The 19924-nt window shown below is 61.1% G+C and carries 14 protein-coding genes and 3 pseudogenes; 5 read left to right on the plus strand and 12 right to left on the minus strand.

Annotated elements, in window-relative coordinates; translation table 11 throughout:
* Positions 1-10: 10 nt before the first annotated feature.
* Positions 11-982, minus strand: coding sequence for an AraC family transcriptional regulator (locus QMY55_RS14815; protein WP_283484956.1), 972 nt, complete (start codon positions 980-982; stop codon positions 11-13).
* A 468-nt stretch (positions 983-1450) separates the two neighbouring features.
* Here QMY55_RS14815 and QMY55_RS14820 point away from each other — a divergent pair, with 468 nt between their 5' ends.
* The 4 genes from QMY55_RS14820 to QMY55_RS14835 all read left to right on the plus strand — a co-directional run bounded on the left by QMY55_RS14820 (position 1451) and on the right by QMY55_RS14835 (position 6325).
* The gene (locus QMY55_RS14820; protein WP_283484957.1) at positions 1451-2293 is read left to right on the plus strand and encodes a TauD/TfdA dioxygenase family protein; all 843 of its coding nucleotides are present in this window, start codon (positions 1451-1453) and stop codon (positions 2291-2293) included.
* 76 nt (positions 2294-2369) lie between these two features.
* Positions 2370-3317 carry a tripartite tricarboxylate transporter substrate binding protein gene (locus QMY55_RS14825; protein WP_407650698.1) on the plus strand — a complete coding sequence of 316 codons (948 nt, stop codon included), beginning with the start codon at positions 2370-2372 and terminating at the stop codon, positions 3315-3317.
* A gap of 172 nt (positions 3318-3489) precedes the next feature.
* Positions 3490-4602 carry a porin gene (locus QMY55_RS14830; protein WP_283484959.1) on the plus strand — a complete coding sequence of 371 codons (1113 nt, stop codon included), beginning with the start codon at positions 3490-3492 and terminating at the stop codon, positions 4600-4602.
* Positions 4603-4753: 151 nt separating this feature from the next.
* Positions 4754-6325, plus strand: a complete 1572-nt coding sequence (locus tag QMY55_RS14835) for an acetolactate synthase large subunit (protein ID WP_283484960.1) — start codon at positions 4754-4756, stop codon at positions 6323-6325.
* 118 nt (positions 6326-6443) lie between these two features.
* Here the strand turns inward: QMY55_RS14835 and QMY55_RS14840 are convergent, their stop codons facing one another.
* From QMY55_RS14840 to istA, 9 genes and pseudogenes are all read right to left on the minus strand, one after another.
* Positions 6444-7502, minus strand: a complete 1059-nt coding sequence (locus QMY55_RS14840) for a BKACE family enzyme (RefSeq protein WP_283484961.1) — start codon at positions 7500-7502, stop codon at positions 6444-6446.
* Positions 7503-7725: 223 nt separating this feature from the next.
* On the minus strand, positions 7726-9738 hold the full coding sequence (locus QMY55_RS14845; RefSeq protein WP_283484962.1) for a UvrD-helicase domain-containing protein: 2013 nt from the start codon (positions 9736-9738) through the stop codon (positions 7726-7728).
* 210 nt (positions 9739-9948) lie between these two features.
* Positions 9949-10242, minus strand: coding sequence for an H-NS histone family protein (locus tag QMY55_RS14850; protein ID WP_283484963.1), 294 nt, complete (start codon positions 10240-10242; stop codon positions 9949-9951).
* A gap of 423 nt (positions 10243-10665) precedes the next feature.
* Positions 10666-11103, minus strand: coding sequence for an outer membrane protein assembly factor BamE (locus QMY55_RS14855; protein ID WP_283484964.1), 438 nt, complete (start codon positions 11101-11103; stop codon positions 10666-10668).
* A 45-nt stretch (positions 11104-11148) separates the two neighbouring features.
* The gene (locus tag QMY55_RS14860) at positions 11149-12438 is read right to left on the minus strand and encodes an HlyD family efflux transporter periplasmic adaptor subunit (RefSeq protein WP_407650521.1); all 1290 of its coding nucleotides are present in this window, start codon (positions 12436-12438) and stop codon (positions 11149-11151) included.
* Positions 12435-14702 carry a type I secretion system permease/ATPase gene (locus QMY55_RS14865; RefSeq protein WP_283484965.1) on the minus strand — a complete coding sequence of 756 codons (2268 nt, stop codon included), beginning with the start codon at positions 14700-14702 and terminating at the stop codon, positions 12435-12437. Before QMY55_RS14865 ends, QMY55_RS14860 begins: the two co-directional genes overlap by 4 nt.
* Positions 14699-16078 (minus strand): TolC family outer membrane protein, encoded by a 1380-nt coding sequence (locus QMY55_RS14870; protein ID WP_283484966.1) that lies wholly within the window; start codon positions 16076-16078, stop codon positions 14699-14701. Before QMY55_RS14870 ends, QMY55_RS14865 begins: the two co-directional genes overlap by 4 nt.
* Positions 16079-16393: 315 nt before the next feature.
* Positions 16394-16936 (minus strand): hypothetical protein, encoded by a 543-nt coding sequence (locus QMY55_RS14875; protein ID WP_283484967.1) that lies wholly within the window; start codon positions 16934-16936, stop codon positions 16394-16396.
* 34 nt (positions 16937-16970) lie between these two features.
* Positions 16971-17450, minus strand: a pseudogene (gene istA / locus QMY55_RS14880) (IS21 family transposase); the annotation flags it as partial.
* 11 nt (positions 17451-17461) lie between these two features.
* Here istA and istB point away from each other — a divergent pair.
* Positions 17462-18124 (plus strand): annotated as a pseudogene (gene istB / locus QMY55_RS14885) (IS21-like element helper ATPase IstB); the annotation flags it as partial.
* On the opposite strand, the pseudogene QMY55_RS14890 reads toward istB, so the two are convergent.
* Both QMY55_RS14890 and QMY55_RS14895 read right to left on the minus strand, forming a co-directional pair.
* A pseudogene (locus QMY55_RS14890) lies at positions 18020-18910 on the minus strand (IS3 family transposase). The pseudogenes istB and QMY55_RS14890 overlap by 105 nt on opposite strands.
* A gap of 281 nt (positions 18911-19191) precedes the next feature.
* Positions 19192-19692: an HAD domain-containing protein gene (locus tag QMY55_RS14895; protein WP_283484968.1), complete on the minus strand. Its 501-nt coding sequence runs from the start codon at positions 19690-19692 to the stop codon at positions 19192-19194.
* Positions 19693-19924 lie beyond the last annotated feature (232 nt).

The following is a 19924-nucleotide window of genomic DNA, read 5'->3' on the forward strand; positions in this document are numbered from 1 at the left end:
AAGCAATGATTCAGGAAAGCTTGCTGCCCATGTGCTGCTGGCGCCAGCTGCTGGGGCTTTGGTGAAAATGCTTGCCAAACCAGCGCGTGAACGAACTGTTTTCCGCAAAACCGGCCAGGGCAGCAGCCTCGCTGACCGACAGTTGCGCGCTCTTCAGCGCACGGACGGCAACCTGGCTGCGTACGGCATCCAGAATCTCCTGAAAGCTTGTATCCTGTGTCTCCAGATGGCGCTGCAAAGACCGGGCCGTATAGCCCAAGGTGCTGGCCACATGAGAAATGCTGTGCCTGCCATGGGGCAGCAGCGATGCCAGCGTACTGCGCACCTGCTGCTCTAAAGAGCGAGGCTCCGGGGCGGGCGCATGCGCATCCATCAGATTGCGGGCATGGCTCTCCATCAGACTGTCGTAGTCTGTATTGAGCCGATTCATGTCCTCGTCACTGACCACGATTCCATCGAAATCCGAGGCGAACACGACTTCACCGCCCAGCACTCTGCGATGGTTCATGAGGCTGCCGGGCGAGCCATGGGAGAAATGGATACTCGCTGGGTTCCAGTCCCGCCCCAGCTGGTGACGGCACATGCTCAGCAACGCCGTGATACCCAGCTCGGTCGGGTGGCGGCCAGGATTTTCACGCTCGGTATCGAGATGCAGCTGAATGATGGAATAGCGCCCCTGGGTCACCACTTCGGTCGTGACCGTGCTGCTGATCAAATGGTTGTACTCCTTGAGCGTCTGCAGCATGGACGACAGACTGGCCTGATGCTGCAAGAGCAGACTGATGGGGCCGAAGTCCGACAGACGCCAGCAAGCGCCCATCAGCAGCCCCAGCGAGGCGTCTCCGGTTTGGGCGGATGAAGCCTCCAGCAACTGGGCAAAGGCCGATTCGGACACCATGAGATCGTGCGAGTTCAGGCAGCTGTGATCCAGCCCGACCTGACGGAACATCCGCAAGGGATCAATACCAAGCTCGTGCGCCACTTTGGCGTATTTGCTCAGGCTAACACTTCGTATGCGCGGCTTCATGTCTGTCCATTGCCATGCGCCAGACCGACTGACTGGCGCAAGCTTTCATCGAGGAAAACCAGGGCGCTTTCGGCTCTGGATTCTGGGCTTTGATATATATCAACCTCATTGAAGCTGGTCAATCGAGTGATACCAGCAAAACGCATTGCAGGGCTCAGGCCCTCTTGCCGGCACAGATCTTTTTCTGGAAACGACCGCAGCTTCCCTGTCCACATCTCGCACCAGGCGCACCAGGCGCCGCAGTTTCAACCGGCATGCGTAAACCCTCCTAGGGTTTTCCTTTGACGGCCGAAGAGGACAACAAGCTGGCGCAATTTGTCAAGCGCCGAAACTCACGCTACTCCGAGAATTTTCTCAATGCTAACGGGCTTGTCCGGGTGTCTTGCCACAAGCCTCGTCCATTCCGAAATTTAGGAGAAGACCATGAAAGTCGAACAACTGACTTGCAGCATCGGCGCTGAAGTCTCTGGTGTCAGCCTCGGAGATGCCTCCCGTGACCTGGGCCTGGCCAATGAAATCAAAAGCCTGCTGCTCAAGCACAAGGTCCTGTTCTTTCGCGACCAGGACATCACCCGTGCCGAGCATGTCGCTTTTGCTCGCCATTTCGGCGATCTCGAAGACCACCCCGTTGCGGGCAGTGACCCTGATCATCCGGGCCTGGTGCAGATCTATCGCAACGACAAGCGCGAGAACTACGAGAACACCTATCACACCGACGGCCAGTGGCGCGAAAACCCGACCATGGGCTGTGTGCTGCGCTGCATCGAATGTCCTCCCGTGGGGGGCGACACCATCTGGGTCAATATGGCCGAGGCCTACCGCAATTTGCCCGAAGACATCAAGCAGAAGATCGAGGGCCTGAAGGCCAAGTCCAGCATCGAGCATGGCTTCGGCGCCGTCATGCCCGAGGAAAAGCGGCTGGAGCTCGGTCGCCAGCATCCCCCCGTCGAACATCCCGTGGTGCGCACACACCCCGAAACCGGCGAGAAGATTCTCTACGTCTGCAGCTTTACCACCCACTTTGCCAATTACCACACGCCAGAGAACGTGCGCTACGGCCAGGACAAGACACCCGGCGCCAGCCTGCTGCTGAACTACCTGATCAGCCAGGCCGCCATCCCCGAGTACCAGGTGCGCTTTCGCTGGAAGCCCGGCAGCGTGGCCATGTGGGACAACCGCTGCACCCAGCACTACGCCGTCCAGGACTACTGGCCCGCCCCACGCAAGATGGAGCGAGCGGCCATCATCGGCGACAAGCCGTTCTGAGCCATCAAGCCCGGCACAACCTAGGAGACAAAACATGCGCAACACAAAAAAAGAACTGCGTCTTTGCATATCGGCCATGGCTCTGGGCCTGCTCGCAGCAGCCTCTGCCGCTCACGCTCAGTCCGACTGGCCCAACAAGCCCCTGCGCCTGGTGGTGGGGGCTCCGGCCGGCGGCAGCGCAGACAGCCTGGCCCGTTTGCTGGCCGAAGGACTGCAGCAGGAGTTGCGCAAGCCGGTCATCGTGGAAACCAAGCCGGGCGCCGGCGGCGTGCTGGCAGTCAGCGATCTCAAGGCCAACGGAAAGGACGGATATACCTTTCTCGTGATCCAGGGCGGCATCGTGGCCGAAACGCCATTGGCCTACAAAGTCAACTACCAGCCCTTCACAGACCTGAGGCCGCTGGCCCAGCTCAGCCGTTCCGGCCTGGTGCTGGTGGCCAACAAGGACCTGCCGGTCTCCAACCTGCAACAGCTGATCGACTACACCAAGGCCCAGAAAGGTGGTCTGGACTTTGCGTCCTACGCCACCGGAATGAAGGGCCACACTTCGGGCATCTTGCTGGCCCAGCAGGCCCAGATCGAACTCAAGCATGTGGGCTACAAAGGCTCGCCCCCCGCGCTGACCGACCTGATGGGCGGCCATGTTCCGCTGATGTTTGACGGTCTGACCACCTCCCTGCCTCTGATCAAGAGCGGCAAGATCAAACCCATTGCCGTGAACTACCCCACGCGCATTGCCGAGCTGCCCAACACGCCGACCTTCAAGGAACTAGGCTACCCCCAGCTGGCGCAATCAGGCTGGTTTGGTGTGTGGGCGCGCCCTGATGCACCGGTTGCCGTCCAGCAGAAAGTGCGCGACATCACCCTCGCTTATTTCCGCAAGCCCGAAGTTCTGAAGCGGGTGCGTGAAATGGGCATGGATGCCCCCCTGGCATCGACCTCCGACGAGTTGATGGAAGACCTCAAGCAGGCCAGCCAGCAGCAGGCCGCAGTGCTGAAGTCCATCAATTACAAGCCCGAATAGGCGCGGCGACCTCATGCTCCACTGCGGCAACGGCCCGACAGAGCCCGGTGCCGCAGCCTGAGCAGCCCCTGCTTCCACCTTCACTCCCGATTCCAGCCTTGGCGAGCGCGTATCCATGCGCCCGGTGGCTGACTGCGCCCGCAATCTGGCGCGTTTTCTGAAAGAAACGGCAATGCATCCTTCCAAACTCATGTGGAGTCTCATGGCGCTCGCGCCCTGCCTGGCATCCGCTCAATCGTCGGTCAGCGTATATGGCGTGGTCGATATGGCGATTTCGTCCTATCACGGCACGGGCTCTGGCTCCAAGCAAATGCTGACATCCAGCGGCAACCAGGCCAGCCGTATCGGCTTCAAAGGTCAGGAAATTCTGGGCGATGGCCTGTCGGCAGGCTTCGAGCTTGAGGCCGGCCTCAATACCGATTCGGGGACCGGTCAGCCGACTAGCGCCGACAATCAGAAAAATACGGACAGCGGTGGCGGCCTGACCTTCAACCGCAAAGCCTACGTCTATCTGCAAAACAACGATTGGGGACAGCTGCGCCTGGGCAGAGACTACACCCCCGCCTTCTGGAATCTGTTTGCCTACGATCCATTTCGCGTAGGCGTTGGCATCAGCAGCCAGGTGGTCTATGGCACGACAGCCACAGGGTTTCGCGCCTCCAATAGCATTGGCTACTTTTCTCCCGGCTGCTACAGCTTTCAGTGCAAAGGCGCTTTCTTCCAGGGCATGGTGGCCTTTGGCGAAAACGGCGGCAATGCCCCCAGCCGGCACGATGGCGATCTTCACGCCTTCCGTCTGGGCTATGGTGGTGAAAATTTTGACGTCGCCATTGCCTCCGCCACCACCAAGAGTGCAGCCTACGGTGACTACATCCAGAGAAATATTGGCGCATCCTATCTGTGGCAGGGCCATCGCCTGATGGGACTGCTTGGACAGAACAGAACCAGCAATCTGGTGAACTTCAAGGATGGTGGCTCAGCCAACCGCATCAACTTCTGGCAGTTGGGCGCATGGATCTCCACGGGCCCGGGCAAAGGCTATTTCCCGGTCAGCTATATGCAGCTGCGACGCAACGATGTGCAGGGTGCTTCCTCCGCCCGCAAATTAGCGGTTGGCTATGTGCATCCGCTATCCAAGCGCACCGTCCTGTACGGAACATATGCGCATATCAGCAACAAGGGTGCGCTGCGCTTTCCCGTGAGTTCGGGCTCGGCGCAAGGGCCGGAACCGGTGGCAGGCGGCAATGCATCGGGTGTCGATCTGGGCATCCGCCACATCTTCTGAGCGGCTCCGACCACGCGGCTGAATAAACATCAAATCAGCCGCAAACGCTTTCTCCTTGAGCGCAAGCAGCTATTGTTTTGCGCTTTTTTTATTTCCAAGGCACAGCTTGCCTGCCTTGCGCGCAAACTCCATCCAACAAGGACTCTCCACCATGAATGGCGCAGAAACACTGGTCCACACGCTGCTTGACCATCAGCTCGATGTCTGCTTTACCAACCCTGGCACTTCCGAGATGCACTTCGTCGCGGCGCTGGACAAGATCGACGGCATGCGCTGCGTGCTGGGCCTGCATGAGACCGTGGTAACCGGTGCGGCTGACGGCTATTACCGCATCGCCGAACGCCCTGCCGCCACGCTGCTGCATCTGGGGCCCGGGCTGGCCAATGGTCTGGCCAATCTGCACAACGCGAAAAAGGCACGCTCGGGCATAGTCAACATCGTGGGCGACCACACCGCCAGCCATCTGGCGCTGGATGCGCCACTGACCTCCGATATCCACGGCATTGCAGCCCCCATGAGTGACTGGGTGCACACCACGGCCTGCGTGCAAGACATTGCCAGTGACGGCGCCGAAGCCGTGCGCCGTGCCGGCGCCCGGCCCGGGGCCATTGCCACGCTGGCGCTGCCCGCCGATGTCGCCTGGTCCGAAGTGCCCGAAGCGCATCGCCAGGCTCATGCAACTGACAGCCCAGCCAGTGCAGACAGCGCAGGCGATGCCGAACCTCGGGACTGGCAGGCCATCATCAAGGCCTTGCGTGATGAGCCCCAGTCCACCCTGCTCCTGCTGGGCGACCGCGCTTTGCGCGAAAGCGGCACGCTGCTGGCCGGCAAGATCGCCGCTGCCACGGGATGCGCGATACACGCCGAGTTCTATACCGCCAGAATGGAACGCGGCGCCGGCCGCGTGCGCGTACCGCGCCTGCCCTATGCCGTGGACCTGGGTGTGGCAGCTCTGGCCTCTTTCCGGCGCATCATTCTGGTTGGCGCCAGGCCACCCGTGGCTTTCTTCGCCTACCCCGACAAGCCTGGCCGCTTGAGCGCCCCTGGCTGCGAATTCCTCACGCTTTCCACCCCGCAAGACTGCCCCGAGCAGGCACTCTCCGGGCTATGTGATGCCCTCAATGCCCATCACCTGCCGCCAGCCCACATCAGCGAACTGCAGCAGACGCAATCTCTGTCCGGCCCCTTGACACCGGAGGGCATTGGCAAGGTGCTGGCGGCAACCCTGCCCGCCCAGACCATCGTGGTGGAAGAAGCCATGACCACAGGCCGGGGCTTTGATGCGCTGACCGCCGAAGCTGCGCCCCATGATTGGCTGACCAGTTGCGGCGGCTCCATCGGCTTTGCCTTGCCTGCAGCCGTAGGGGCGGCCATTGCGGCGCCGGAGCGGCGAGTCCTGGCCCTGGAAGGTGATGGCAGCGGCATGTACACCTTGCAGTCGCTGTGGACGATGGCGCGCGAGAGTCTGAACATCACCACCGTGATTTTTGTGAACCGTGCCTATGGAATTTTGCGCGGCGAACTGGCGGCCGTAGGCGCAGGCAAGCCAGGCAAACGCGCCACGGACATGCTGTCGCTGGACAGGCCCAACCTCGACTGGTCTGGCCTGGCGCAGAGCATGGGGGTAAGCGCCGTCAAGGTCGGCAATCTGGAGTCGCTGACCCAGGCGTTGCTACGCTCATACAGCAGCCCTGGCCCCAGTCTGATCGAAGTCATTTTCTGATCGGTCAACAGCTCTGCCGCATGAAAAAGGTCTCCACGAATGGAGACCTTTTTTGCGCATATCAGCTCAGAGAGTTAAGCCGGACATTGCCCAAAGAGCGCAGCCTCGCTTTTGATCATCAGGCCGTTTTGCGCAAAAAGCCTTGATTGGCGCCTGGGCGGTTGGGCGCAAAGCCGTTGGCCGCCAGGCTTTCCTCCACGGTGTCGTAGAACACGCCGATCTTGCTGATTTCACGCGCTTCCTTGGCGGTGGCAATGGGGCGGCCGAACTCGCGCGAGATGCGCACCAGCTGCTCGATCTGCGAGACGGTGCTGGCCTTTTCGGTACGCGTCTGGTTCCACAGACAGTCTTCGGTGCCGCAGCGCACATGCAGACCGGCGGCGATGCCCCACATGTTCACGGGCAACACATTGCGCACATTGCTCTCCACCGTCAGCACCGCGCCATCGGGCACGGCGCGCACAAAGTTGGCCAGGCTGTACAGGCTGGGGGTGTCCATGCCGCCAGCAATCGCCACCCAGTTCATGACCAGCGGTCCCATGTAGAAGCCGCGGCGCATCAGGCGCTCCACCGACTCAAAACTGTTGAGGTTGTAGCACTGGAAGGCGCTCTGAATACCGGCCTTGGTCAGGCGGCGCACATGCTCCTCCACCCAGCCCGGCTGCGCGGGCACGGTCATTTCCTTGTAGGCATTGAACAGCGTGGGGTTCTGGCGCGACGTGCCGGCAAAGTCGGCGTCTTCGGCCTGGTCGGTCACATTCATCTGTGAGGTGTTCACCGTCACGGTCACCTGATCGGGCACAGGGTCCAGATCGGCCAGCATATGGCGGGTATCGTCACTCAGCCACTTGGCCGCCTGGCCCTCGTCTTCGGGAGCAAAGCTGATGGAGCCGCCGACCTGGATGATCATCTCCGGCACGGCCTTGCGCACACCGGCGATCAGCTCGTTGAACTTGGACAGGCGCTTGCTGCCCTTGCCATCGAGTTCGCGCACATGCAGATGCAACACAGTCGCCCCAGCGTTGTAGCAATCCACTGCTTTCTGGATTTGCGCTTCCATCGTGACGGGGATGTCCTCGGGGAAGTCGGAAGGCAGCCAGCCTGGCGCGTAAGGCGCTGCGGTGATGATCAGGGGCTGCTGGTTTTCAGGGAACAGATGGCCGTCGAGAAAGTTCATGTGCGTCTCCAGTTGAATGCTGATTTCGGCGGATCTGCCAGGTTGGGCTCGCACCTTGCGCAAGGTGCGGGCTCCCTGATCGGACTGACTGCCTGCAGTCATTCATCCGCCCAAAGCCAAAGTCAATTCACTGTAGAACAGGCATGGGCCTGAGCATTTGCCATATCGCGCTGCCGGCTTGGCAAAGTACGCCACGCCGCAGGCGAAAACGCGCAAGCCCGCCCTATACCGGCCCCGGCCTGACGGGCTTGGCACGCCCTTCCAGCAGCCACAGGGCCGCACGCGCACGGGTCATCGCCACATACAACATATTGCGCTCCCTATAGGCCTCCTCATGCCGCGAGGGGCCGGGGAAGCGCCCCCTCTCCACAAAGGGCACAGCCACAAACATGAACTCACGCCCCTTGCTGGCTTCAATGCTCAGAATGCGCAGGGTCACGGGCTCCTTGCTTCTGTGCATCTCAATGCTCTTGGTCACGATCAAGGTCAGGCGCCCCAGAAATTCACCCACCGGTATGCCGCGCGCCAGATCGGCCAGGGCCTTCAGGCTGGCCAGGCAGGCTTTGCGCTCTTTCTCGTTGATCGGCGCTTCAGCAAAAATACGCCGCAGCAATGAATGCTCGCAAAATTCCCCGGCGTCATCGGGCCATGGCCCGGAGCTGCCCAGGATGGCAGCGCAGGCATCCGTCTGGGGCACGGCCCTCAGGTCCAGCGTTCCATAAGTGATATAGCGCCGTGTACGCTCTATGTCGCCATGGAGCGACGCCGCCACCGTATGGCCTTCCCGGATACCCGGCAGCTCGCGCCAGCCGGACTCGTCAAACTGGCTTTGCGCCAGGCGATCAGGGTTAGCCGCCTTGCTGCCCAGGCTGCGGCGACCATAGTGCGCCAGCCCTTCCACGGCGGCGCTGAGGATGCCCGGCGTCAACAGCTTTTCCCCGGCATTGCCGTGGATGGCCCACATCAAAGCCAGCGTCAGCGCCACCTCCTTGCGCAGATAAAAGGGGCTGATGCCCTGGCAGCCATAGTGCACGCCTTCATGCCCGAACATCCATTCGATCAGGAAGCTGTCCTTGGGCTCGCGCAGTATGACGTTGAGCGCGCTGTCCCCACCCTGCCTGCCCTGTCTAGAGCTCCAGCCATTCGCGACCTGGGCATGCAGCTCCACCAGTTGCTGCACGCAGTGCAGATCCGTGTCGTAGCTCAGCGGCACAAAGGCATCGGACACCTCTTCCAAAGGCTGAAATTCCACCTTGAACAAGGGGTTCAGCGCATTGCAGATTTCTGCGCCGAAACGGCGCGTGGTGTTGATGTTCAGAACCTCGGTATCTTCAGGGAGATAGGCCTTGATGCGCTGCAGCGACTCGCCAAAGACGGAAAAAGCACCTTCGTGGATATGCTGGTTGAAGTCCCCGGCGCCGACAAAAATGCCGTTGTTGCCATGTACCAGCTTGCGCAAGACCATCAGCGCGCCTTCGTCCAGGTCGTGCAGCTCATCGAAAAGCACGGCGTCATAGCGCTCTTGCAGCCACTCATAGGGCTGGTCCCAATCCAGCAAATCCAGTTGGCGGCATACCTCGAAAGTACAGTCCCCTTCGGCGTAAAAGCCAGGCTCCCCATTGATGCCAACACGCATGCGCTCGTATTTTTGATAGAGCCTGTAGCAGCCGTAGTGCAAATCCATGTCGGCGCAAAAATCATGGAGGCTCATGCCCGAGTCCTGCTGCTGCCTGTCCAGCAGCCTTTTCTTGACCAGGGCTTCCAGGGCCAGAAACGCGTCGATATCCACATCCCGTGCCAGCCATTCGCCAAGCTCCAGGTCATGTTCATGCTCCAGGTCCTGCAGCAAGGCCTGCTGCGCCTGCAGGATCATTTGGCGCTTGCGCACCGGGTCCTCCAGCCGCTCCATGGGGTCGCCCTGCTTTTCCAGCAGACCCGCGCAAAGCTGCTCGATGGTGAGGACCTCCAGACCCTCGGGCATCACGCCATTGAGCCTGACCATACGGTCGCGAATGGCAATGACCCCGGCCCGGGAATAGGCCAGCACCAGAATGCGCGCCTTGCCCCCCTGCCGGCTGATCAGATTGCAGGCTTTCATGCACAGCGTGGTCGTTTTACCGGTTCCGGCCAGCGCACTGATGATGATCGCAGCAGCGCCGGAATCCAGTACCTGCCGCTGCTCGTCGGAAGCGGTGATACGGGGCTTGAGCCAATGATTGGCAAAGGGAAGATTCATGGGAGCGTTCGACGCGGGAAGCAAAGGGCTACGCCCATTGTCCACGAGCCCAGACCCATGAATGGCATAGCCCTAGAGAAGCAGTTCTTTCGTCGGCCGCATTTCACTCATGGTGCTTTCTTTTCAACACGAGCTACACAAATCAGGTTCAAGTCAGAGCTCCGCCTCTGGACAACAGCCCTTGGTGCATCCTTTTTTGCGTAAGCCCTATTAAATTTCGAACCGCGCAAAATCCTGGCCCTTGATCCACTCCGGCTGCCTGCCCCATCCTGTCCAGGTGCGACCACTCACTGGGTCACGATATCTAGCGGCGCCCTGGTTTCTTTCACGCTTTGGCTTGGCGGTTGGGAACACATCGGCCTGAGTCAGGCCGAACTCCTCAATCAGCGCCCGGGCTTGCTTTATGGCTGCACCGACTTCAGCTTCTCGAACCATGGCAATCTGCTGCTCAAGAGCCGCGTGCTGTTTCAGCAATTCTGTGTAGCTGGTGCTTGGTGTTGTCATGACGCGTCTCCTCTATGAATCCTCTAGGTGCGCTTGGCTTTCAATGCCTGCGGGCGTATCCGCGGCGCCATTTTTTGCTGCGAGATGCCGGAACCTGTCCATGAACTGAGATTCGTCCTGCCGATAGTTCCGGGCCAGGTGGCGTGCTTCGACACCTACTTTCCAGCCCCACACTGCCACGACGGGCAGGAAGACACTGGAAGTTGCAAGCCACCCTCTTGACTCCGGCGCACCAGGGCATCGAAGAAGCGGCAAGCTCCACGGCACCGGTCCTCGGCTCGACAGAACGCCGCACAGGCAAGAACACCTGTTTGTGCGGCTGTGCCATTGATCAGCGCTCGCTCACACCGGGGTCTGAGCAGATGGCTGCAATCAACCAGCAGTCATCACGCCAATCCTGGAAGAGTCGGAACTGGTGAGGCCTCAATGCTGCGCCAGTTGCTGGCACTGCCGGCGACGCCAGACAGACTCGCGTACCGCTTTGGCATCATCGAACACCACCTTGTACTGGCACACCAGCAGATTGCCCGATTGGGGCTGGCGCAGCTTGAAGTTGTAATCCCACTCCTGCCCCTTGGGGCTGGAAGTTTGCGTCAGGGGTTCGCCCAGCGCCTGCTGCACCTGCTCCTGGGCCATGCCGGGCTTGATGGCGCGAACGCCGTCAAGCTTGTTCAGCACGCCATCGCGGGCGAACTCTGGCTTCATCTCGGCGTAAGACACATTGACGTCGGAATACTGCAGCTTGTCCGGGTTGCTGATGGCATCCTCGGGGTTGTCGCGTGCCCCTGCGGGCATGGCGATACAGGCTGCGGCAGCCAGCACCAGGGCGGAAAGGCGGAAGGTGGATTCAAACATGCTCATGGCATCCTCTCTCATTAGAATCAAAAAAACACGCGCTGCCGGGCTTCAGCGCTCTCGCAAGGCCTCGCGCGCCTTGTTCAGCGGCTTGGTCAAATAGTCCCAGACGGTCTTGCGACCCGTGCGGATATCGGTAGCTGCCACCATGCCCGGCACAATGGGCATGCGCTGGCCGGCCTTGTTCACCAGCACGTCCGAATCGGTGCGCACCAGAACCGGGTAATAGACGATTTCGGGCTTGACCTCGTCGCGCTGGGTGTCCGGGGCAATCGTCACCACCTGGCCCTTGAGGCCGCCATAGACCGCGTAGTCATAGGCAGTCACCTTGACCAGAGCCTCCTGGCCTGGACGGATGAAGGCAATGTCGCGCGGCGAGATATGGGCCTCCACCAGCAACTGATCATCGAGGGGCACCAGGGCCATCAGCAAGCCGTTGGGTGGTACCACGCCGCCGATGGTCGTGACCTGCAGGCTCTTGACCACACCCCGCACCGGCGACTGCAGTGTCAATCGCTCCAGTGAATCCGCACGTCCACGCACCACCGAAGACAGGGACTTCGCCTCCGCATCTGCCTTGGCCAGCTCCTCGCGGCTGCGCACCATGTAGCTGGAGCGCGCCTCGGCGATCTTCAGCTCCAGCTCCGCTCCCTGACGCTGCAAGCGGATAAGCTCGACGCTGCTGGCCGCACCGCTGGCCTGCAGCGACTGCGTGATGCCCAGTTCCTTGCGCACCAAGGCCAGCGCCTGGTTCAGACCTGTCACCGTATCGTTCAGCGCCGCGCGGCGTGAACGGAACAGCGCGCTCTCCGAGGCCTTGAGCTGCGCATGATCATCCAGCTCCTGAGGGAACTGCAGGCTGTCGCGGCCCTCGACCTCGGCACGCAAGCGCACGCTGGCGGCCAAAGCCGCACGGTATCGGGCCGCAGTCTCCTCCACGCTGGACTCGCCACGCGTAGGTTCCAGCTTGGCCAGCACCTGACCTTTCTCCACGATATCGCCCTCGTGCACCAGCAGCTCGGACAGAATGCCGCCCTCCAGTGACTGGATGCGCTGTTCGCGCGAGGACGGGATAACCTTGCCACTGCCGTTGGATACCTCGTCGATCTCGAAGAACCAGGCCCATGCCAGAAAAGCCAGCACAAAGGCCGTGACCAGCCACACCACACGATCCGAATGGCTTGCGCGTACCTCGTCGAAGTCACCTATGACCGGCATGGCAGCATGCCGACGCGCAGACCCGGGCATGGGTGAAGGCATGGGCGCGGACTCAGCCGTCATCGCGGGTGTTGTTGTGGATGTGGCCTTCGATGTCTCACCGGGCACTGCTGTCTCCGTCATTCCTGCCCCTCCTCTGCAGAGACCAGTCTTTTCACCGGTTGCACCGCTACCTTCATGCGCCCACTCTGCACGACGCGAACATTCTGCTGCGGGGCTGCCTGCTGGACACCGCCATTCAGGCGCTTGAGCACCTCATCGCGCGCGCCCTGCAACACCACCTGCCCCTTGTCCACCACGATGATCTTGTCCACCGCCTGCAGCACAGCGGGCCGGTGCGTGGCCACGACCAGGGTGCGCCCCGGTGCAAGCTTGCGCAACCGGGCAATCACGTCACGCTCGGCCACATCGTCCAGCGCCGCCGTGGGCTCGTCCAGCAGCAGCACGCGCGGCTGGCGCAACATCAGGCGCGCCAACAACAGACTCTGACGCTGACCGCCCGACAGGCCTTGCCCTCCTTCCATGACCATGTGATCCAGCCCCGTGGGCAGGGTGCACACAAAGGCCCAGGCACCCGCGTCCTGCAGCGCAGCCATGAGTTCCGCATCGCTCGCATGAGGAGCGCCCAACAGCAGGTTCTCGCGCAGCGAACCGTAGAACAGTCGCGCATTTTGCGTCAGCAGGCCTACGTCGCGGCGCACGTCGGCCGGGTCTATGTGGGCCAGAGCCACGTCGTCCAACAGCAGGCGCCCGCTCACGGGTTCGGTCAGACCCGACAGCGCCTGCAGCAGCGTCGACTTGCCCGCTCCGTTGCGCCCCAGGATGGCGATGCGCTCACCGGCTGCGATCTGCAGCTTCTTGACCTGCAGTGCCGGGGTCTTGCCGTCGTAGCTGAACACGGCTTCGCTGAAGTCGTAGCGCCCCTCGATGACAGGGCGGTGGACGCGGCTGCCGTCCTCGGCGTGGTCCACGGGCAGGTGCATGAGCTGGTCCAACCCATCGCTGGCCATCTTGGCCTGCTGCCAGCGATTGAGCACACCGGTCACGCTGGACAAGGGCGCCAGCATGCGGCTGACCAGAATGGAAGAGGCAACCAGCACGCCTGTGCTCATCTCGCCGCGCATCACCTGGGGAGCGCCAAAGAACACCACAAAGGCGAAAGCACTGCCCTGCACCGTCTGCATCCAGTTGCTCAGATGATGCAGCAATGCCCGCAGCTTCAGACCCGACTCGGCATTCACGACGTTGTAGTGATTCCACTGATTCTGAAAGCGCGGCTCGGCCTGCAGCAGCTTGATGTCCTCAATGCCCTGCACCGTCTCCACCAGCATGGCATTGCGCAGCGCCGATTCGCGCATGTTGGCCTGAGCCAGCTTGCGCAGACGCTTTTGGGCCAGCAGGCTGGGCGCCAGCAGCAGCACAAAGGCCGCCAGCGGCACCCACACCAGCGAGCCCGCAATCATCCAGAAGATGAAGCAGAACAGCAGAAAGAACGGCAGGTCGGCCACGGCCGCTGCCGTGGTGGAAGTCAGCATCTCCCGCACCGGCTCCAGCTCACGGATCTGGGCCACAAAGGTTCCTGTGGCGCGCGGACGGGCGCTGTTCTTCACGCGCAGCGCATGACCGAAGACGCGGTCCGAAATGCGCAGGTCTGCCCGCTTGCCCAGCATGTCGGTAATGTGCATGCGCGCGGCGCGCATGGCCCAGGCAAACGCAATGGACAGCAGCACACCGCCGAACAGCACATACAGCGTGGGCTCGGACTGGGACGGCACCACGCGGTCATAGACCTGCATGGAAAACAGAATGCCGCCCAAGGCCATCAGATTGGTGATGAACGAGGCCAGCAGAATATGGCCATAAGGTCGCAGATCGGCAAACACGATGTCGCGCAGCCAGTGACGCTTCACGGGGCGCAGGTAGCTGTCCACGCGCGAGTCGGGTGCCGACTGCAACGGACGCAGCACCGCCATGGTCTCCACCTCGGGCTGCAACTCGGCCAGCGTGTGCGTGCTCTCGCCGCCCTCGTCGCCGCTCAGCAGCAGGCGCAAGCCGCCCTCGGTCAGAGCCGTGACGACAGCCACCTGCCCGCCGCGCAGCTGCACGGCCACGGGTAGACGCCAGGCCGTCAACCGCGCCAGGTCCGGAGCCACCTCGGTCACGGCAAGACCTGCCTGCTGGGCCATCTGGCGCATGCCGTGGCGCAAATCCTCGCTAGACATGCCATCGGCCGCCCAGGCTGCGTCCACACGCAGACGCTCGCGCGAGGTATCGATCTGGTAATGCGCTGCCACTGCCAGCACGGCGTCCAGCCAGCCCTGCATCAATGGCGGCAATTGCTTGGCGCTTGCCTGCTCGGCAGCTACCTGGTTCATCGCTTCGTTCATCGCATCACTCCCTGGCCCCGGTCACGCAGCCGGGTATCCAGCGCGAACTCATCGGCCAGCCGCCCGCTCTGGTACCAGCACTCCACGGCCAGCCGCTGCAGGTCATGGGCGCTATCCACCTGTTCAAAGCGCGCGCCGTGGTATTCCTGCTCGGCGTTGAGCAGATCCAGCAGCGAGCGTGTACCCAATTGCAGATACTGCTCACGGTACAGATCGCGCGTGATGCGGATGCTGGCGATACGCTGGTCAACCACTGGCTGACGCTCCAACAGACCCAGGCTCTGGTCCTGCGCGTCGCGCAGCGACTGACGCGCCTGGAACTCGGCGTTGGCCACTGCCGCGTCGGCGGCCTCCAGCGCATGGCCGGCCGCGCGCTGGCGTGCCTGGTTGCGCCCGCCTTCGAACAGCGGTGCCGAGACATTGAACATCACGCGCATGTCCACATCCGGGTAACCTGCCGGACGCGAGGCGGCGTTCAACCCGCGCGAGGCCGAGCCATCCACCGACAGCGTGGGCATGAGTTGCGCATCGGCCGCCTTCAATTCGGCCAGGGCCTGTGCCCGCTGCCCCTGAGCCCGGCGCACCGCTGCCGTGGGCTGCACCTGCGCGGCGGCGCAGGCCTGGGGCAGAGCATCGGGCACACCGCCTTTTCCTGAATTCGCTTCACTCACTGTAGGTGGCGTCTGCAACCCGGTCAGAGTCATCAGCCGCGCTTGCCAGCGGCGCGCCTGCGCCTCGTAATTGATCAATTGGCCACGCGCGCCATCCATGCGCGACTGTGCCTGCATAAAGTCCGAACGGGTGCTCGCACCCTTGAGCTGACGCTCCCTGGCCAGCTCCGCCAGCGCGCCCACGCCTTCGAGCTGACTTTTGGCAATCGCCACCATGGCCTGCTGGCGGCGCAGCTCCACCCAGGCCTGCGCAGCCTCGCGTGCCACATCGTCGGTGGACAGATAAACCTGCGCCTGGGCAACCTCAATGCTGGCCTCGGCCTGCTGCACGGCGCTGTCCACCTTGCCGAAGTCGTACAGCATCTGCGACACCGAAACGCTGGCGTCATAGACACGTCGCGAGGTATAGGGGTAGACATCCCGGTTGTTCACCTGCGCCCCCAACTCGCCCTTGACCTGCGGGTAATAACCGGCGCGGGCCGAAGCCACGCCCTCATCTGCTCCCAGCAATTGCCCCTGCGCCGTACGCACGGCAGGGTGCCACGCCACAGCCGCCTGTACCGCTGCACGCATATCCATGGCCAGGCCCGGCCTGGCCTGGCTTGCAGGCTCTGCTGCCTGGGCTGCACCCATCGCGCAGACCAGCGCGACCGCTGCTGCGGCCTGGCGCATGGAAGGCACAGGAAGTGGGGACTTGATCAACATATCCATCGCTATCGCTATCTCTATCGCTGGGGACTCACGCAGATCAGGATTCGCCAGGACCGCTTCCTTGAGGCGAAGCAGGTACCCGAACCTGATTTGCGTAAGTCGTGTTGCTGTTTCACAGCTTGGCATCACGGCGCTCTGCCGCGATCACCACTCCACATCGCAGCACCCAGGCCGGCGACACAGACTGTTTGTTCTTCTGATTGCTATCGCTTATATAGCTGGCAGCGCACACAGCACGCCGTTTCAAGCATTTCTCATACTTGAAACGGCGTACCTCAGGCGCTGGCAGCTATCAGGTTTGATGAAGCATCAAACATGCACCGGCTGGTGCAGCTCCTCCTCAGGCAGCGGAGCTGGCATATACAGCGCCAGATCCTGCGGCGCAGCTACAGGCGCTGCGGGTGCAGCAGGCGCATCCGCCGAACCCAGTCCTGCGATATTGCCGCCAGCCTCGCCGGCTGCAGTCTGGGGCTGTAGCACATCGTGCAGCGCAGGCAGAGCGGCAGGATCGTCCGCATCCGCATGCAGGGCATCAAGATGCTCCAGATCCAGGCTCATGGCCATCATCGGCGACGCATGCGCAGGCTTGGGTCCGGGGTCCCCACCGTTGTAGACCACCTTCACATCCTTGACGGTCGATGCGGTGTCGCCATCCATGTCCTGAATGGTGTAGCCGAACTTGTCCCAATAGGAACTCTGCGCCTTGCCCACATAGGTGAACTTGGCCGTATCGAGCTCCACGGTCAACGAGCCCTCCATCCCCGTCTTGACGGTGATGATGTGCTTGACTTGTTGATTTCCACCCAGAAGTGACCCACTAGCCCCCGGTTTTTCCATCTCAATCTGACCCACGCATTAACCCTAGCCTGCTGCTTTCTTGTGCAGCAGGAGACCAGGAGTGATTGACGTGGCCACTTTGCTCTAGCCAATCGTTGAGGGCTCTGAGTGTCGGAAACGCTGGTACAGATTGCCAGATACGATGGCGAGCGTCCCGAACATTCTTCTCGACCTGTCCCTTCTCCCATCCCGAGGCTGGATTGCAAAACTGTGCCTCGAACAGGAAATGGCTGGCCATAGCGCTGAAGCGGGCGTTGACCTCTCTGAGCTTGCCACGGCCGACACGATCGACGGCTGTGCGCATGTTGTCGTAGATCCCCCGCCTAGGGACGCCTCCAAACACCGCAAAGGCACGGTTGTGGGCATCGAACAGCATCTCATGGGTTTGCAGGGGATAGGCCCGCAGATAGAAGGCTCGGCTGTGGCTGAGCTTGAAGTGAGCCACTTGGAGCTTGGTGCGTACACCCGCGATGACAGCCCAATCCTCGCTCCAATCAAACTGGAAGGCTTCTCCAGCGCCGAAGACCAGGTTCCCTGGTCTACAGAGATCTGGCAGGCTTTGACTTCGCACACAGTGAAGTCAATGAAGCCTTGGTACGCAGCCTTCATCGCTGTGAGTTCATCGAGAAGGCTAACAATGTGGTGCTTGTCGGTGGGCCTGGCACGGGCAAGACGCACATTGCTACGGCACTGGGTATTCAGGCCATTGAGCACCACCGTCAAAGGGTGCGCTTCTTCTCTACTGTGGAATTGGTTAATGCCTTGGAGCAAGAGAAAGTGCAAGGCAAAGCCGGACAGCTCGCCCACAGGCTGGTGCATACGGATCTGGTGATACTCGATGAGCTGGGCTATCTGCCCTTCAGCTCATCAGGTGGTGCACTACTGTTTCATCTACTCTCGACGCTTTACGAACGCACCAGCGTAGTAATCACCACCAACCTGAGCTTCAGCGAATGGGCCAGCGTGTTTGGTGATGCCAAGATGACCACGGCTCTGCTGGACCGCCTGACCCACCACTGCCATATTCTGGAAACAGGCAACGACAGCTACCGCTTCAAGCACAGCAGTTGGGCTGCTGCCGGTTTCGTCGACACCAGCCTAAGCTTCTCGAGCTTCCTCGAACTCTATCGGACTGATGTACCCAAGCGTCGAGTGCCGACGCGTCGGGTTGTAGAACCGCTCGATGTAATCAAATACATCTGACCTCGCTTGCTTGCGCGAGCGGTAGATCTTGCGAGCCGTGCGCTCCGTCTTCAGACTGCTGAAGAAGCTTTCCATTGCCGAGTTGTCCCAGACTTCGCCAGCACGGCTCATGCTGCACACGATGCCTTGCTCATTCAGCAGATGCTGGAAGTGCTCGCTGGTGTACTGGCTGCCCTGGTCAGAGTGATGCAGCAATTCCTGCGGCCGTCCACGACGCCAAACAGCCATCATCAGCGCATCAGCCACGAGTTGGCTGGTCATGCTGGACTGCATCGACCAACCCACGATGCGTCGCGAGTACAGGTCCAGCACCACCGCCACATACAGCCAGCCTTCAGCCGTCCAGATATAGGTAAAGTCGGCCATCACTCAGGCTACGCTGGCTGCGTGGCCTCACCAACCAGGCATAGAAGCTACTTCGCGAGACACCGAGCGCCTCGCACATCAGATTCACCGGCCAGGCCCCTCGGTGTTTCGCAACGAAGCCGAACTTCACATCGACTCCTTGGCGAAGAAGGCCGCGGCTTTTTTCAGGATGTCGCGCTCCATCTTGAGCTTGGCAACCTCCTTGCGCAGCCGCTCTATCTCGGCCTGCTCGGGCTTCATCACACCCTTGCCGGGGAACGCCTGCTGCGAGTCTGCCGTCAGCTCGCGCATCCATGCCCTCAGCCGCGTCTCGTGCACATCTAGATCGCGCGCAGCTTGCGCCACTGCAACGCCTCGCTCGGTCACCAGCTTGACCGCTTCAACCTTGAATTCCCGGCTGAACTGCCGTCTCGTCCCCATAAACTACCTCCGGTTTCATCTTCCACCTTAACAAGGTGTCTTTGAAACCGGCAGCAGCCCAGAAGGAGAGAAACAAAACCTGATCCACATCTTGAGCCTTGCGGCTCAAGTCAAAGGGTGGGTCAGTTTGAGATGGAAATGGCGGGTCAGTTTTGCGTGGAAATTAACACACGAACGGCAGCTCGCAGCCTGAAGCAGCCCCACAAGTGAGGGTATGCAGAATTTTCTGTACACAGGCAAAACCGGATCAACCGTGAGGCTCAGATCGGAACTTCTATAAGCTATCGCAACATGCAATACTCTTGCAGCTTTTCCGAGAGCTCGGCAACTGCCTGTGGATCTGCTATTCCATTGCGCCCGCAGGTCAGCACAAGATGCTTGGATGCAGCACCTATCCATCCTTCGTCATCATCATCGAGCGCCACCCAACGAGTGGCCGACCTCCGTGTTGCATCAGCCAAGACTTGTGCGCCGCGAGTCATGGCATCGAACTCAAATTTGTTCATCGTGCTGTGAAAAGTGGCACCGATCACTCGTGATCGTAAAGCTTCTGGAAGATAGGCCTTCGCTTGAGAGAATCCCAGAACGCGAACCCATGATGTCGACAAAACGATACGCACGTCAGGATGCAGCGCCAGTGCGTCAACGAGGATTTCTGCGTGTTCGAACAAGGCATGACCAGTGTGGTCGACACCGAAATACATTCCACCTCTAGGGTGCCTGTAGACGGGCTCTGGATGCAGGACTCCGTCATAGTCAAGATAGAGAATCGTCTTGGACATGCACTCTTGTGGACTGAAGCCATCGGTCACATGGAAACAACCTCCTGGGCATCCTATTTGCAAAACGAGGAGATGCCGGGAGTGATGAGTCTAGAGCAGTCGCAGACTGAATCACCTTGTGCATGGAGGTCTGCGTCGCGCCCCTGCGGTCAGGCACGGTATTTCTATCTACCGTTACCCCCTGAGTTACCCCCTTTTTGAGGTAATTTCGCTACAATAGAAAAAGGGCTCC

Origin of the sequence: Comamonas resistens (genome assembly GCF_030064165.1) — a bacterium.
Classification (GTDB): Bacteria; Pseudomonadota; Gammaproteobacteria; order Burkholderiales; family Burkholderiaceae_C; genus Comamonas; species Comamonas resistens.